The organism is Mesorhizobium sp. M0047, assembly GCF_040323315.1.
Lineage (GTDB): Bacteria > Pseudomonadota > Alphaproteobacteria > Rhizobiales > Rhizobiaceae > Mesorhizobium.
In genome coordinates, this window is the sequence record NZ_JAMYUW010000009.1 from 150,205 (window position 1) to 165,877 (window position 15,673).

At 62.5% G+C, this 15,673-nt stretch carries 12 protein-coding genes and 1 pseudogene; 4 read left to right on the forward strand and 9 right to left on the reverse strand.

Annotation, left to right across the window (positions count from 1 at the left end; all coding sequences use genetic code 11):
• The first annotated feature begins 10 nt into the window (after positions 1 to 10).
• Together NKJ89_RS11295 and NKJ89_RS11300 are read left to right on the forward strand one after the other, a co-directional pair.
• The gene (locus tag NKJ89_RS11295) at positions 11 to 973 is read left to right on the forward strand and encodes a GlxA family transcriptional regulator (RefSeq protein ID WP_013530232.1); all 963 of its coding nucleotides are present in this window, start codon (positions 11 to 13) and stop codon (positions 971 to 973) included.
• A 454-nt stretch (positions 974 to 1,427) separates the two neighbouring features.
• Positions 1,428 to 3,086 (forward strand): vWA domain-containing protein, encoded by a 1,659-nt coding sequence (locus NKJ89_RS11300; RefSeq protein ID WP_352602361.1) that lies wholly within the window; start codon positions 1,428 to 1,430, stop codon positions 3,084 to 3,086.
• A 74-nt stretch (positions 3,087 to 3,160) separates the two neighbouring features.
• Here the strand turns inward: NKJ89_RS11300 and edd are convergent, their stop codons facing one another.
• The 3 genes from edd to zwf all read right to left on the reverse strand — a co-directional run bounded on the left by edd (position 3,161) and on the right by zwf (position 7,223).
• Positions 3,161 to 4,984, reverse strand: a complete 1,824-nt coding sequence (gene edd, locus NKJ89_RS11305; protein WP_352602363.1) for a phosphogluconate dehydratase — start codon at positions 4,982 to 4,984, stop codon at positions 3,161 to 3,163.
• A 71-nt stretch (positions 4,985 to 5,055) separates the two neighbouring features.
• Positions 5,056 to 5,772: a 6-phosphogluconolactonase gene (gene pgl, locus NKJ89_RS11310; RefSeq protein ID WP_352602365.1), complete on the reverse strand. Its 717-nt coding sequence runs from the start codon at positions 5,770 to 5,772 to the stop codon at positions 5,056 to 5,058.
• Positions 5,754 to 7,223, reverse strand: coding sequence for a glucose-6-phosphate dehydrogenase (gene zwf / locus NKJ89_RS11315; RefSeq protein WP_352602366.1), 1,470 nt, complete (start codon positions 7,221 to 7,223; stop codon positions 5,754 to 5,756). The genes pgl and zwf overlap by 19 nt, the downstream gene beginning before the upstream one ends.
• Positions 7,224 to 7,539: 316 nt before the next feature.
• Here zwf and NKJ89_RS11320 point away from each other — a divergent pair, with 316 nt between their 5' ends.
• On the forward strand, positions 7,540 to 8,286 hold the full coding sequence (locus NKJ89_RS11320; protein ID WP_352602447.1) for an SDR family oxidoreductase: 747 nt from the start codon (positions 7,540 to 7,542) through the stop codon (positions 8,284 to 8,286).
• Positions 8,287 to 8,331: 45 nt separating this feature from the next.
• On the opposite strand, the gene NKJ89_RS11325 is transcribed toward NKJ89_RS11320, so the two are convergent.
• The 3 genes from NKJ89_RS11325 to NKJ89_RS11335 form a co-directional block, all read right to left on the reverse strand.
• Positions 8,332 to 9,186, reverse strand: coding sequence for an SH3 domain-containing protein (locus NKJ89_RS11325; RefSeq protein ID WP_352602368.1), 855 nt, complete (start codon positions 9,184 to 9,186; stop codon positions 8,332 to 8,334).
• A 300-nt stretch (positions 9,187 to 9,486) separates the two neighbouring features.
• Positions 9,487 to 10,773, reverse strand: coding sequence for an NAD(P)/FAD-dependent oxidoreductase (locus tag NKJ89_RS11330; RefSeq protein ID WP_352602370.1), 1,287 nt, complete (start codon positions 10,771 to 10,773; stop codon positions 9,487 to 9,489).
• A 173-nt stretch (positions 10,774 to 10,946) separates the two neighbouring features.
• The gene (locus NKJ89_RS11335) at positions 10,947 to 12,383 is read right to left on the reverse strand and encodes a glutamine synthetase family protein (protein ID WP_023758370.1); all 1,437 of its coding nucleotides are present in this window, start codon (positions 12,381 to 12,383) and stop codon (positions 10,947 to 10,949) included.
• A gap of 163 nt (positions 12,384 to 12,546) precedes the next feature.
• Here NKJ89_RS11335 and NKJ89_RS11340 point away from each other — a divergent pair, with 163 nt between their 5' ends.
• On the forward strand, positions 12,547 to 13,263 hold the full coding sequence (locus NKJ89_RS11340) for an HAD family hydrolase (protein ID WP_352602372.1): 717 nt from the start codon (positions 12,547 to 12,549) through the stop codon (positions 13,261 to 13,263).
• A 66-nt stretch (positions 13,264 to 13,329) separates the two neighbouring features.
• Here NKJ89_RS11340 and NKJ89_RS11345 read toward each other — a convergent pair.
• From NKJ89_RS11345 to aceA, 3 genes and pseudogenes are all read right to left on the reverse strand, one after another.
• Positions 13,330 to 13,781, reverse strand: a pseudogene (locus NKJ89_RS11345) (response regulator).
• Positions 13,782 to 14,009: 228 nt separating this feature from the next.
• Positions 14,010 to 14,252: an SMc00767 family acetate metabolism repressor gene (locus tag NKJ89_RS11350; RefSeq protein ID WP_006202762.1), complete on the reverse strand. Its 243-nt coding sequence runs from the start codon at positions 14,250 to 14,252 to the stop codon at positions 14,010 to 14,012.
• 58 nt (positions 14,253 to 14,310) lie between these two features.
• A complete protein-coding gene (gene aceA, locus NKJ89_RS11355) occupies positions 14,311 to 15,600 on the reverse strand; it encodes an isocitrate lyase (protein WP_352602374.1) in 1,290 nt (429 codons plus the stop codon).
• Between the last annotated feature and the right edge of the window lie 73 nt (positions 15,601 to 15,673).

Consider the following 15,673-nt stretch of genomic DNA (forward strand, 5'->3'; position numbering starts at 1 on the left):
ACGGCCGGTCATGACTGATCCCGTTCAGGGCGGTCGGCAGTTCGCTTTCCTGCTGGTCGACAAGTTCTCCATGTTCTCGCTGGCCGCGGCGATCGATACGTTCCGGTCGGCGAACCGGTTGCTCGGCCGCGACTTCTACGGCTGGACCACGGTGTCGGCCGATGGCGATCCGGTGATGGCCTCCAATGGCCTGCCGCTCAAGATCGACTATGCCGTTGCCGACCTGCCGCCGGTCGACATCCTCTTCGTCTCGGTCGGGCTGACGACGGAATTTCCTGGCAAGAGCAAGGTGCTGGCGGCACTGCGCAGCTGGGGCCGGCGCGGCAATGCGCTCGGTGCCTTGTCGGTCGGCTCCTATCTGCTGGCCGAGGCCGGCCAACTCGAAGGCTATCGCTGCACCATCCATTGGGAAAACCGCGCCGGCTTCGTCGAACGCTTCCCCGACATCAACTGCACCGGCAACGTCTTCGAGATCGACCGCAAGCGCTACACCTGCGCCGGCGGCACCACCTCGATCGACCTGATGCTGGAGATCGTGCGCGGCGATTTCGGTTCGAATCTCGCCAATGGCGTCGCCAACCAGTTCCAGCACGAACGCATCCGCTCGGCCGGCGACCGCCAGCGCGTCGGTCCGGAACGAGACCTGACCGGCAAGTCGGAGAAGCTCAGGCGCATTGTCGAACTGATGGCAGACCACCTCGACGAGCCGCTGTCGGCCGTGCAACTGGCCAAGTCCGCCGGCCTGTCGGTGCGCCAGGTCGAGCGGCTGTTCCTGCGCCATCTCAGCGTCACCCCCGGCCGCTATTACATGCGGCTGCGGCTGGAGCGGGCGCGCGAATTGTTGCGCCAGACCAACATGCCGATCCTCGACGTGGCGATCGCAACCGGCTTCACCTCGCATTCCTACTTTGCCCAGAGCTACCGGCTGCAATTCGGCAGGCCGCCCTCGGAAGAGCGCCGCACGACCTACTGAGCGGTTTTTCGCTTCCGTTGAAAAGTTCGGTATTCGGCCCCGGCACCGGGCCGGCGGAGCATCAAACGAAAAACCCGCCTGAGCGGCGGGTCATGCAGGCCGCCCTCGGAAGAGCGCCGCACGACCTACTGAGCGGTTTTTCGCTTCCGTTGAAAAGTTCGGTATTCGGCCCCGGCACCGGGCCGGCGGAGCATCAAACGAAAAACCCGCCTGAGCGGCGGGTCACCGGCGCAAATCAGCACTATGGGCGAATATGTACCATAGCTGAGGGCACTGAGTCAAGAAAAAATTCCTATCGTGAAAAACTACCGGCACTGCCGACACCGCCGAACTGGATGTCGTCAGGTCTTTTGTTAAGCTGAGTTCGGAGCCCTACGCACCGGCACCGACTTGTGTCCCGGCGCCGCGTCAAATAGCTTGCCGCCCGGATCAGGGGCGGATTGAGGAGATTTCGATGGCGGGACTTGCACGGGGCGTCGCTGCGGCGATCCTCCTTTTGTCGATGACGACGTTCGGCTTCGCCGCAAACAAGGTCATCGTTATCCTCGACGCCTCCGGCTCGATGTGGGCGCAGATCGACGGCAAGCCCAAGCTCGAAATCGCCCGCGAGTCGCTACGAACGGTGCTTCAATCGGTCCCCGTCGACGACGAAATCGGCTTCATGGCCTATGGCCATCGCGAAAAGGGCAGCTGCGACGACATCCAGTTGATCGTGCCGCCACAGGCAGGTTCGGCCAGTGCCATTTCGGCGGCCGCCGACAGCTTGAAATTCCTCGGCAAGACGCCCCTGACCTCTGCGGTCAAGCAAGCAGCCGAGGCGTTGAAATATACCGAGGACAAGGCGACCGTCGTGCTCATCACCGACGGTCTCGAAACATGCGGTGGCGACCCCTGCGCGCTCGGCAAGGAGCTTGAGGCATCCGGCGTCGACTTCACAGCCGATGTCGTTGGCTTCGGCCTCACCGCCGACGAAGGCAAGCAGATCGCCTGCCTCGCCGACAACACCGGCGGCAAATACATCCAGGCCTCCGACGAGAAGGCGCTGCAGGAAGCCCTTGTCGAGACCGTGGCGGCACCCGCTCAAGAACCGGCTCCCGCTCCGGCGCCTGCGCCCGCACCGGAGCCGGCGAAACCGGAGTTCAATTTTCAGCCGACAGTGGTGATGGCCGAAGGTGGCGAGCCGATCACCGACGGCAACGCCTGGGAGATCTACAAGGCAAGCGCCGACGGCTCGCGGGGCGATTCCGTCACCACCGAATATGGCACCTACAACGGCAATCTCGAGCCGGGCGACTACATCGTCGTGGCGCGCGACGACGAAGCCAAGGTGGAGCAGAAATTCAAGATCGAGGCGGGCCAGGTCTACAAGCCGCTGTTCACCTTGAACGCGGGCACCATGCTCATTCATCCGCGACCGAGCCAGGGCGCCGACATCAGTGACGCGGCCAGCCTCAATTTCGCCTATCCGGGCGGCAGCACCACCCACTATGGCGACACCAAAATCATCGTGCCGGCGGGCGAACAGAAGGTCACGGTCCAGATAGGCTCCGGCAGCGTCACCGAAACCATCCAGCTCGCCGCCGGGCAGAAGATCGAGAAGGACGTCATCGTCGGCGTCGGCCATATCGTGCTCAACGCTTTCTATGTCGCCGGCGGTGACAAGGCCGACAGTTCCGGCCTCGGCTTCGAGATCGTCAAAGCGAAGAAGAGAATCGACGGCACGCGTGACAGTGTCGAGCATTCCTATGGACCCGACAGCAAGTTCTGGCTGCCGCCGGACGACTATGTGGCGGTCACCACGCTTGACCTGGCGGTCGTCGAGCAGCCGTTCAGCGTCAAGGTCGGTGATATCATGGACATCAAGGTGCCGCTCGATGCCGGCGTCCTGGCGATAGCGGCCTCGGGTGCCTATTCGATCGAGATACTGTCACCGAAAAAGGACATAGAGGGTAAGCGCAAGGCGCTTGGCATGAACTATGGCGATACCTGGCAGCAGACCGTTCCGGCCGGCGACTATGTGGTCGTCCGCCACATGTCCGATGCAGGCCATGACAAGGAAATGCCGGTGATCGTCAAGGCCGGCGAACGGAGCGAAATTACCGTTACGCCGTGACCGCCATTTGACTTGACCGGTAGCAAAAAGGGCGGCCAAGAGCCGCCCTTTTCATGCACAGAACGGTGATTCCATCACGCCGTGCCGAAGGCGCTGGCGCCATGGTCGGCGCGGCCGACCAATTGGCGGAAGCCAGCGAACAGCTCCCGGCCGAATCCGAACTCGTTGCCGATGAGGTCGGCATCCGCCGTCCGGCGCAAGGCGAAGTCGCCGGCCGGCACCAGAACCTCAAGTGTCCCGGCCTCGGCGTCGAGCCGGATGATATCGCCTTCGTGGATCCTGGCGATCGGCCCTTCCTCGACTGCTTCCGGCGTCACATGGATCGCCGCCGGCACCTTGCCGGAGGCGCCCGACATGCGCCCGTCGGTGACCAGCGCCACGCGCTGGCCGCGATCCTGCAGGATACCGAGCACGGTGGTCAGCTTGTGCAGTTCCGGCATGCCGTTGGCCTTCGGTCCCTGGAAGCGGACGACGGCGATGAAATCGCCGGTCAGCGTGCCCGCCTTGAACGCCTCGTTCAACCCTTGCTGGCTGTCGAAGACCTTGGCCGGCGCCTCGATGATGCGCCGTTCCGGCTTCACCGCGGAAGTCTTGATGACGGCGTGGCCGAGATTGCCCGAGAGCACCTTGAGGCCGCCGGTCGCCTGGAAAGCCTTGCTGAACGGCGCCAGCACTTTCTCGTCGCCGCTTTTGCGCGGCGAGGCTTCGCGCACCACGCTGCCGTCGGCACCGAGCTTTGCCTCGACCGCGTAGGGCCGCAAGCCTTCGCCCCACACCGTCTGCACATCCTCGTGCAGGATGCCTTCGTCGAGCAGTTCGCGGATCAGGAAGCCGAGCCCGCCGGCGGCATGAAAATGGTTCACGTCGGCGAGACCGTTGGGATAGACCCGCGCCAGCAGGGGTACCGCTTCCGAAAGGTCGGAAATATCCTGCCAGGTGATGGCAATGCCGGCCGCCGCCGCCATGGCGATCAGGTGGATGGTGTGATTGGTCGAGCCGCCGGTGGCGTGCAGGCCGACGACGCCGTTGACGATCGAGCGCTCGTCGATCATCCGGCCGACCGGCGTATAGGCATTGCCAAGCGCTGTGATCGCCAGCGCCCGCTTCGTCGCCTCGCGGGTCAGGGCGTCACGCAGCGGCGTTCCGGGATTGACGAAGGAAGCGCCCGGCGTGTGCAGGCCCATGATCTCCATCAGCATCTGGTTGGAATTCGCCGTGCCGTAGAAGGTGCAGGTGCCCGGCCCATGGTAGGACTTGGACTCGGCCTCCAGCAGTTCGGCGCGTCCGGCCTTGCCCTCGGCATAGAGCTGGCGGACCTTGGCCTTTTCATCGTTCGGCAGGCCAGTGGTCATCGGTCCTGCGGGAATGAACACCGCCGGCAGATGGCCGAAGGTCAGTGCGGCGATCACCAGGCCAGGCACGATTTTGTCGCAGACGCCGAGATAGACGGCGGCGTCGAACATGTTGTGCGACAGGCCGATCGCTGCGGCCATGGCGATCACGTCGCGCGAAAACAGCGATAGCTCCATGCCGGGTTGGCCTTGGGTGACGCCATCGCACATCGCCGGCACGCCGCCGGCGACCTGGGCGATGCCGCCGGCCTCGCGCGCCGCATCCTTGATCAGCGCCGGAAAGGTCTCGAACGGCTGATGCGCCGAGAGCATGTCGTTATAGGAGGTGATGATGCCGAGGTTTGGAACCTTATCCGCACCCAGCGCCAGCTTTTCCGAGGGACTGCACACCGCAAAGCCATGGGCGAGATTGCCGCACGACAGCACGGCCCGGTTGGCGGTGCGGTTCGACGCCTCGGCTATGCGGCTGAGATAACGCTCGCGGCCTGGCTTTGAACGCTCGCGGATGCGTTCGGTGATGGCTTCGATGTCGCGTCTGACGGTCATGGTGTCGGTCCTTTCAGGCGAGGTCCCGGAACACAATCCGGCTGTCCGCCGGGACCCTCAGTACGTTCAAATCAGGGCGCCCAGAAAATCTCCACGGGCTTACGCGCGGCGTCGAGCACGGCGCGGATTGGTTTTCGCGGTCCGGGTGCGACCGCGCCGTCGAAGGCGGTGCGCTTGTCCTCGCCCTCGATGTGCACCGCGATGAAGCCGGCATCGACGATGCGCGCCAGCGACAGGGTCAGCCGCGGCTCGCCCGCGCTCGCCGCACGAACCGGCAGCACGATCCTGTCGCAGGACGGGTCGAGCAATCTTGCCAGGTCGTCGGCATCGGGAAAGAACGAGGCGGTATGGCCGTCCGGCCCCATGCCGAGCACGACGACGTCGAGCGGCCAGGGCAGCGACTGCAGTGCTGCGTTGTCGGACGCCGCCGCGTCCTCGATGTCGGTGACTTCGTGATAGAGAGGCACGAAACGTGCCGCCTTGGCTGCGTTCTGCAAGAGATTTGCGGCCACCAGCCCGGCGTTGGAACGTGGCGAGGAGGCCGGCACGAAGCGCTCGTCGACCAGCGTCACGATCACCTTGTCCCAGGCGATCGGTATCGCCGAAAGAGCGGCGAAGAACCTTGCCGGCGTGGTGCCTCCGGAGACGGCGAGCAGCCCCGTGCCGCGCTCGGCGATTGCCTTGGTCAGGCGGCCGGCGACATGACCGGCAAGGGCGGCCGCCAATTCCTGGCGCCCGGCGAAGCCGTTCCAGCTGTAGGCGGCGCTGTTCAATTGCTCTCGTGCCATGTCCGCCCGTCACGTTCGATCAGTGCGATGGAGGCCGAGGGTCCCCAGGTGCCTGCCGTATAGCCTTGCGCCTCTTGTCTGGCGCTTTCCCAGGCGTTCTGGATCGGGTCGATCCACTTCCACGCCGCCTCGACCTCGTCGCGGCGCATGAACAGGGTCTGGTTGCCACGGATGACATCCATGATCAGTCGCTCATAGGCATCCGGCGCGCGGCCATCGAAGGATTGCGCGAAGCTCATGTCGAGCGAGATCTGGCGCAGCCGCATGCCGCCCGGACCCGGATCCTTGATCATGATGAACTGCTTGACGCCTTCGTCCGGCTGCAACCGGATGACCAGTTGGTTGGCGAATATCGGACCGGCGCTGTCACCGAAGATCGAATGCGGGATCGGCTTGAATTCGATGACGATTTCCGAAACCCGGGTCGCCAGCCGCTTGCCGGTCCTGAAGTAAAACGGAACGCCCGCCCAGCGCCAGGTGCCGATCTCGGCCTTGATGGCGACGAAAGTTTCGGTGTTGCTGTCGTGGGAAAGCTCCTCGACATAGCCTTTTACAGCTCCGCTGGCCGAGGCGCCGGCGCGGTATTGGCCACGCACGGTGTGCTTCGGCGCCTCGTTGCCGTTGATGCGCTTCAGCGCCCGCAGCACCTTCAGCTTCTCGTCACGCACCGCGTCGGCGTCCATCGAAGACGGCGCTTCCATGGCGACCAGGCACAGCAGCTGCAGCATATGGTTCTGCACCATGTCGCGCAGTGCGCCAGCCTTGTCGTAATAGGTGACGCGGTCTTCCAACCCCACTGTCTCGGCGACCGTGATCTGCACATGGTCGATATGGGCGGAATTCCACAGCGGCTCATAGAGCGCGTTGGCAAAGCGCAGCGCCATCAGGTTCTGCACCGTCTCCTTGCCGAGATAGTGGTCGATGCGGAAGATCTGGCTTTCGTGGAAATTGTCGCCGACCAAATCGTTGAGCGCTCGCGCCGAGGCAAGGTCGCGGCCGATTGGCTTCTCCAGCACGATGCGGGAGTTCGGCGTGATCAGATTGTGCTCCTTCAGCTTGTGCGAAATATCGCCGAACAACGCCGGCGCCACCGCCAGGTAGAAGGCACGGATACGGTCGCTGTCGCCGATCGCCTTTGTCAATTTGTCGAAGCCGGCGCCGGTCGTTGCATCGGCCGAGACATAGGATAGCCGCGCCAGAAAGGTCTTCAATTCCGTGGCGTCGATATCGGCCGGTTTGACGTGCTCGGAGATCGCCTGCTTGGCGAAGGCCTGGAATTCCTCATCGCTCATTTTCGATCGTGATGTGCCGATGATGCGCGTCGGCTCCGAGAACTGATGGTCGCGCTGGCGATAGTAGAGCGACGGCAAAAGCTTGCGTTCCGACAGATCGCCGGTGCCGCCGAAAATGATGAAGTCGAAAGGGTCGACGGGGATGATCTGGCTGGTCATGGTCTATCCGCTCTGACGCCGGTCGCAAGTACGCGGCTGATATAATCTAATCGATTTAAATTTTCCAGTGCCATGGTGTCACATCTGGGTGTATGCGCCTGCCCCTTGACAGTCCGATGACCTGGAGGCTTGTCGACAGGCGCGGCTCCGGAAGCCCTTCGCAGTTGCAGCATAGAGCGGGATCGAGGCGAAAGCCAAAGGAGAAATCGGCGATGGCCGCACATCTTTCAACCAACCTGTTCAGCAGCCGCGGCACTGCGTGGATGTGTATGATCGGCGTGAAGGTCGATCGTCACCAAGCATGAGCGGGAAAAACATGCGTCTGGAAAACAAGGTTGCCGTCATCACCGGTGCTGCGTCAGGCTTTGGCGAGGGCATGGCCAGGCGCTTTGCCGAGGAGGGCGCCAGGGTCGTCGTCGCCGATCTCAATGGCAAGGGTGCGGAGCGTGTCGCCGGCGAGATCGGTGAAGCGGCGATCTGGACCCAGACCGATGTTTCGCTGCGCTCCGAATTCGACGAGATGGTCTATGCCACGAAGAGCGCCTTCGGGCGCATCGACATTATGGTCAACAATGCCGGCTACACCCATCGCAACGGCGACATGCTCAATGTCGACGAGGAAACCTTCGATCTGATCACATCAGTCAACATGAAGGCGATCTATCACGCAGCGCTTGCCGTGGTGCCGATCATGGAGCGGCAAGGCGGCGGCGTCATTTTGACCACGGCCTCCACCGCGGGTCTGCGGCCGAGGCCCGGCCTCACCTGGTACAATGCGTCGAAAGGCTGGGCGATCTCCGCCACCAAGTCGATGGCGGTGGAACTGGCGCCGAAGAACATCCGCGTCAACTGCCTCTGCCCGGTTGCTGGAGAGACCGGCATGCTGGAGAAATTCATGGGCGCCGACACACCCGAAATCCGCGAGAAGTTCCGCGCATCGATCCCGCTCGGCCGGCTTTCGACGCCGCTCGACATCGCCAATGCCGCACTCTGGCTGGCCTCCGACGAAGCCGCCTTCATCACCGGTGTGGCGCTGGAGGTCGATGGCGGCCGCTGCATCTGATAGCCTGGCGTATGTCGCCAACATGACCACGCCGAGCAGTGGGAGTCAGGCGCCGGTCTTGATGTAGGTCTTGTAGACCCAGCCGGTCTTGCCGTTATAGGTGATCTGGCACCATTGCTTGCAGCTCATCACCTGCACCGAGGTTCTGGCTGGCACCGTGCCGATGGCGGCGGCATTCTTCTTCGGCCCGCTACGCATGGTCACGGTCCTCAGGATACGCCCCGTTCCGGCGGCTGCGACCTTCCCAGGCTTCGCCTTGACCTGGCTGCCGTCGCCTTCTGTTGCCGCTGGCTGCTGAGCCGGCACTGGCGGCTTCACCGCGGGGATGGCGGCGGTTTGTGCGCCATCGGGATGGCTGCCCGCCGCCGCGGGGGGCGCGGCAACCTTGGCAAGTTCAGCGGTGGCATCGGTATCGGCTCCTGGCTGCGCGAACGCCACCGCCGGTTTGTCCGGCGTCGGTTCAGCCCGGTTCGCCACCTGGCTGGGAGCAGTCGAATCGGAGGCGACCTTCGGCTGCGGTCCGGTCCAGCGCGGATCATTGGCCTTGAGTGCGGGGATGGCTTCCGCTGCTGCCACGGTCGGTGAAACCGCGTCGGACTTGCGCGCCTGCGGCACGGTTGTCGCGGCGACTGCAGCCCCCACCGGGGCGATTTTCGTCGTCTTCACCGGAATGGCTGGAATCGTCTGCTCGGGGCTTGCTGACGCTTGCCTGTCGCTGGCCGGCAATGCCAGCCATAGCGCCACGGCGGCGACGCCAAGCAGTGCGGCGGTGCCGATTGCGGCGATCACCAGATGCGAGTTCGAACGGACTTCCTGCCAGAACGACGGCCGCATATCGTATCCGAACTGCATGGCAAAGCGCCGACGTTCCGGCGTACCGAAACTGAAGGGCTCTTTCACTCTTGCCACCTCCATAAGTGGGCCAATGTTCTTTCGATCGAATGCCAAAGAACCTGGCGAAAGATCTGCATCGGTCCCAAGAAACCAAAGCGGGCAAGCCCGCAAAATTCCCCATCAGTCGCCCACAACCGGCATCTTTTGCCGGCGATTGTGGCATCACTACGCCTTCCCACCCGATTCTGCACCTTTGACGGGGATTCCGCAATGTGCCGCTACGGCAACAAATATTACAGTAATATTACATGAATTCAGCGCGATCCTGTCCAGCCCGAAACGCAATCCCGAAAAGTGGGAACAACCCTAAATCCTGTCCCGCAGAGCAAACCAGTTGAGCGCCAGGAACAGCAGCGGCGTACGGAAGCGCCGTCCGCCGGGGAAGGGCGGGATTTTCAGATCCTCGATCAGCTTCAGCCGGTCGCGGTTGCCGGCAACGGATTCGGCATAGAGCTTGCCGAAGAAGTTCGACAGCATGACGCCGTGGCCGGAATAGCCGCCGGCCGAAATCACATTGGGCATCACTTCGCGCACGAAAGGCATTCTCGGCACTGTGATGCCGACATAGCCGCCCCAGCCATGTGTGATCTCGACGTCCCTGAGCGCCGGATAGAGTTCCGCGATCTGGCGACGGATGTGGATGTGAATATCCTTCGGATCGTTGACGCCGTAAATCTCGCGTCCGCCAAACAGCAGCCGCCCGTCTTTCGATCTGCGGAAATAGCGCACGACGAAGCGGGAATCATCGACGGACTCGCCGCCCGGCAACACGTTCGAGTCTGCTCCCAAAGGCACGGTTGCGCCGATGAATGAACCGATCGGCATGATATGCGCTGCACTCACCGGCTCGAGCGTGCCGCCGTGGGCGTTGACCGCGATCAGGCATTTCTTCGCCGTCACCGTGCCTCTCGGCGTCGAAACCTTGACCTTGCCGCCACTGGAAATGATGCGGGTCGATGGCGTCCCCTCGAACAGCTGCGCGCCGGCAAGCGCTGCCACCCGCGCCGTCCCGATCACCAGTTTCATCGGGTGGATGTGTCCAGTGCCGGTGTCGCGCGTCCCGCCAAAGTAGGCTGTCGATCCCAGCCGCTCCGCCGTCTCCCTGGCATCCATGAACGAGATATGCGGGTAGGAAAAACGGCTCGCCATGATCTCGGCATGTGCCTTGTAGTCGTCGACGTAGCGCGGCTTGTGCGCCACCGAGAGCTGGCCCGGCAGATAGTCGATGTCGATCCGGTTGGCAGCAGCGAATTCGAGGAGGTGCTTCTTCGCCTCTTCGGCGAGATCGAACAGGGCCTTGGCGCGCGAAAAACCATACTCGGCCTCCAGTTCCTCTGCCCAGGAACGCTGGCCGGTGCCGAGCTGCCCGCCATTGCGCCCGGAAGCGCCATCGCCGAAACGGTACGCCTCGATCAAAACGACATTCGTCCCTCCCATGGCCAGATGCACCGCCGCCGACAGGCCGGTAAAGCCGCCGCCGATGATGACGACATCGCAGGTACGGTCGCCATCGAGCACGGGGTATTCAGGCCGCGGTCCGGCTGTGTCTTCGTACCAGGAGCGGCCGGGGGAGATCGGGGATTGGTAAGGCATGGTGCGGTGAAGACTCGGAGATTTGGAAGGGGAAGCGAATAGCGAATAGCGAGTAGCAAATAGGGAAGAATTGAAAAGTGAGGGTTGATCGAGACTGTATCGCCCGTCTCATCATTTCTATTCGCTATTCGCTATTCGCTATTCGCTATTCGCTATTCGCTATTCGCTATTCGCTAAACATTGAGCAACAAATACTCCCGTTCCCACGGGCTGATCACTTCCATGAACGTCTCGAATTCCGCGCGCTTGATCGCCGCATAGGTCGCGGCGAAGGACTTGCCCAGATGAGCGCAGAGCTCCTTATCGCCCTCGAACAGGTCGACGGCTTCGAGCAGGCCACGTGGCAGGTCGATCTCGTCGGCATTGGCGGTCGTCAGGACGGGAGGTTCGGCCTTGATCTTCCTGGTGATGCCGATCAGCCCGCAGGCAAGCGATGCCGCCAAAGCCAGATAGGGGTTGGCGTCGGAGGAGGGGATGCGGTTTTCGACGCGCCGCGCCGCCGGATCCGAGCGTGGCACACGAAACGCCGTGGTGCGATTGTCATAGCCCCATTTGTTATTGACCGGCGCCGACGCCGCCTGTGTCAATCGCCGGTAGGAATTAACATAGGGCGCGAACATCACCAGCGCGTTCGGCACATGCTTCTGCATACCACCGATGAAATGGAAGAAGGCGTCGGTTTCCGAACCGTCGGCAGCCGAGAAGATGTTCTGTCCGGTCTTCTTGTCGATGATCGATTGATGGATATGCATGGCGGAGCCAGGCTGCCCTTGGATGGGCTTGGCCATGAAGGTGGCATAGATCTCGTGCTTCAGCGCCGCCTCGCGAATGGTGCGCTTGAACATGAACACCTGGTCGGCCAGTTCGATCGGGTCTCCGTGGCGCAAATTGATCTCAAGCTGGCCGGCACCTTCTTCATGGATCAGCGTATCGATCTCCAGGCCCTGGCTTTCGGAGAAATGGTAGATGTCGTCGATCAGTTCGTCGAATTCGTTGACGCCGGCGATCGAATAGCCGGCGCCGCCGCCGATCGCACGTCCCGAACGGCCGACCGGCGGTGTCAGCGGATAATCCGGATCGGGATTCTTGCGCACCAGATAGAATTCGATCTCAGGCGCCACTACCGGCCTCAGGCCGAGCTTGTCATAGGCGGCAACCACGCGCTTCAACACATTGCGTGGCGTGAACTCGACCGAGCGGCCATCTTGATGGACCAGATCGCAGATGACCGCGGCCGTCGGGTCTTCTTCCCAGGGCACCACCGTCAGCGTCGACAGGTCCGGCATCAGTTTGAGGTCGCCGTCGTCTTCCGGGTAATGGAAGCCGTTGCCGTCCTCGGGATAGCCGCCGGAAATCGTCGTCATGAAGACCGCCGATGGCAGGGCCAGCGATGTGTTGGAGGTGAATTTCTTCGATGGCATCATCTTGCCGCGGGCGACGCCTGCCTGATCAGGCGTGATGCACTCGATGTCTTCGATGCCGCGCCATTCCAGCCAGGCGCTGACTTCCTTCCAGTTCTTCACGCCCCGTTGGTTTTTCACGAAGGCAGGCGTGCGGGCACGTCCTCCGCGGCTCGACGGACGGACTTCCTTTTTTGCAGGCGGCATCATTCACCAGATTGGGTTGCGGATTGTGGAGTATAGCCGTGCCCTCCAATGGAAGGGAAGGGGAGCCGCGCCGGGCATTGGCTGACGCTGTTGAAAATCGCGCCAATCGGCTTAGTTTCCGCAATCCCGATCCCAATCGAGACCCCAATCTTAATCGAGAAATTGCATGCGGCACGACGACAAACTGACGACGATCGGCTTCGACGCCGACGACACACTCTGGCAGAACGAGCAGTTCTTCCGCCTGACGCAGAAGCGCTTTGCCGCCATGTTGGCCGACCATGGCGAAGCGGGGCACATCTCCGCGCGATTGTTGGAAGCCGAAAGGCGCAACCTTGCCGTCTATGGCTTCGGTATCAAGGGATTTACCCTGTCGATGATCGAAACAGCGATCGAGGTTACACAGGGCCACGTGCCGGCGGCGGTCATATCGGAGATTCTCGATACCGGCCGCGAGATGCTGAGCCATCCGATCGAGGTCTTGCCGCATGCGCGCGAGACTGTCGAAAAGCTTGCCGGCGCGTTCCGCCTTGTGCTGATCACCAAGGGCGACCTTTTCGATCAGGAGCGCAAGCTGGCCGGGTCAGGTCTGGGCGAATTGTTCGACGCGATCGAGATCGTCAGCGACAAGAATGCCGCCACCTATGACAGGATCTTCAGCCGGCATGGCGATGGTCCGGCAAAAAGCATGATGGTCGGCAATTCGCTGAAGTCGGACGTGGTGCCGGCCATCGAGGCCGGCGGTTGGGGTGTCCATGTGCCGCATGAACTGACCTGGGTGCTGGAGCATGTCGAGGCTCCGGTGGCCGAATCGAGATTCCGCCAGATATCCGATCTCGGCCAACTGCCCGGGCTGGTTGAAAGCATCGTGAACGCGGGCTGATCGCAGTAGTCGGCCATTGTTTTCCGTTTACGGGCGGGGAAACCGCCTACAAACTCTTTCTGCAATCTAGCGGCCGACCAGGCGGTCGATCACCGGCTGCAGCCGTTCGGGCGTGATCGGCTTGGCGACCACGACATCGATGATATCAGACAGGCTCAGGCTCTCCGGCGAGCCATTCTTGGTCGAAAGCAGGATCACCGGTGGCAGCGATTTGCCCGAGGCCCGCCGCAACGCTCCGATGCTGGACATCAGGTCGTCGCAGTCCTTGTTGTCGGCACCGCCGTCTAGAACGACTGCGCCGGGATGAGGGACCGTAAGATCCTCGCTGCCGTGTCGGGAGATTCCGAGATTGGCTTGAGCCCGGATCGCTCGACGATCTTCGAGATCACCACGCGATTGATGGGCGATTTGCCGACGACAAGCACCTGCGACGGATCGCGGATCGCCTCGGAGCTAGCGTCGCGCGGCGCCCGATTCAGATGTCTTGGAGTCTCGCCTTCGTGATTCAATGGGCACACAAGTCGGCCAAGAAGCTCGCCCCTATTTCAATGCAGAGTTGAATCTGGGGTGCAATTGGCGTGAGATCGTGGCTTATGTCAAGTTGAAATAAAAGACCCCGAGATCATGCCTGGGAGCAGTGAATTTCAAGCAACTCTACTGTACTGGACTGTCCACCGGGATGTCATGAAAGAAAATTCACCTGCACGGCGACCGCGCAGGTGAAAGGGCGGTTGCACGGATTGCGATCAGCCGTGGCTTTGTTGCGTGACGATCACCGGGATCAGCAGGTCGCCCCAGTTGCCGTCGCCGCCGTGATGGCGTGCCGAGCGCACGAGCTCCACCGAGACGCCCGCCTCGACCGCCTTCATCACCGATTGGTTGAGGCGGTGCAGATCATTGGCCAGCATGCGGATCGTCGCTTGCTGGTCGACGCTCATCGTCGTGGACTGTTCCTCGGCGCGTTCCTTGACACGGCTTATCGATGCCATTGGTCTTCTCCTTGTGTCCCAAGCCCTGCTGGGCGTTTCCTCTGTACTTTGCAGCTCGCTATTCCGCTGCCGGTTTGAACTGCGCGTGCTCGGTGGACTCGTGCATGGCGGTGGTCGACGACCGGCCGCCGGTGATCGCCATCGACACGGCATCGAAATAGCCGGTGCCGACCTCGCGCTGGTGCTTGGTCGCGGTGTAGCCATTGGCCTCGGCCGCGAACTCCGCTTCCTGCAACTCGGAATAGGCCGCCATTTGCCGTGCCTTGTAGCCGCGAGCCAGTTCGAACATGCCGTAGTTGAGCTGGTGAAAGCCGGCGAGCGTGATGAACTGGAACTTGTAGCCCATGGCGCCGAGTTCCTTCTGGAACCTGGCGATCGTCGCGTCGTCGAGGTTCTTCTTCCAGTTGAACGATGGCGAGCAATTGTAGGCGAGCAGCTTGTCGGGGTGGTGCTTGCGCACGCCCTCGGCGAATTTCCTGGCCTGCGCCAGGTCAGGCTTCGAGGTCTCGCACCAGATCAGATCCGCGTAAGGCGCATAGGCGATGGCCCGCGCAATGCAGGGCTCGATGCCGTTGCTGACGTGATAGAAGCCTTCCACCGTGCGCCCAGCGCCGTAGTCGACGAAAGGCTGGTCGCGCTCGTCGATGTCGGAGGTGAGCAGCTTGGCGGCTTCCGCGTCGGTGCGCGCGACGACCAGGGTCGGCGTGCCCATCACGTCCGCTGCCAGGCGCGCTGCGTTGAGATTGCGGATATGCGCCGCAGTCGGGATCAGCACCTTGCCACCGAGATGGCCGCACTTCTTTTCCGACGCCAGCTGGTCCTCATAGTGGACGCCAGCGGCGCCCGCCTCGATGAATGCCTTCATGATCTCGAAGGCGTTGAGCGGTCCGCCGAATCCGGCTTCCGCGTCGGCGACGATCGGCGCGAACCAGGTCTCGACCGAAAGCCCGTTGCCCTCGGACGTCTCGATCTGGTCGGCGCGCTGCAGCGTGCGGTTGATGCGCTTGACCAGCTCGGGCGCCGCATTGGCCGGATAGAGCGACTGGTCCGGATACATCGCAGATGCGGTGTTGGCGTCGGCGGCGACCTGCCAGCCCGACAGATAGATCGCCTTCAGCCCGGCGCGCACCTGCTGCATCGCCTGGTTGCCGGACATGGCGCCGAGCGCATTGACGAAGTCCTCCTCGTGGATGAGCTTCCACAGCCGGTTGGCGCCCATTTCGGCAAGGCTCTGGCGGATCTGCACCGAGCCGCGCAGCCGCTTCACGTCTTCCGCGGAGTAAGGCCGTTCGATACCGTCGAAGCGACCTTCCGGCGCCGATGGGACGAGGTTGTAAAAATCAGTCATTGGTCACTCCGAAGGATTACTGCATCCGTGTCCGGGCATCGATCATCGAGCGCGGGGTGTGACTGAATTTACA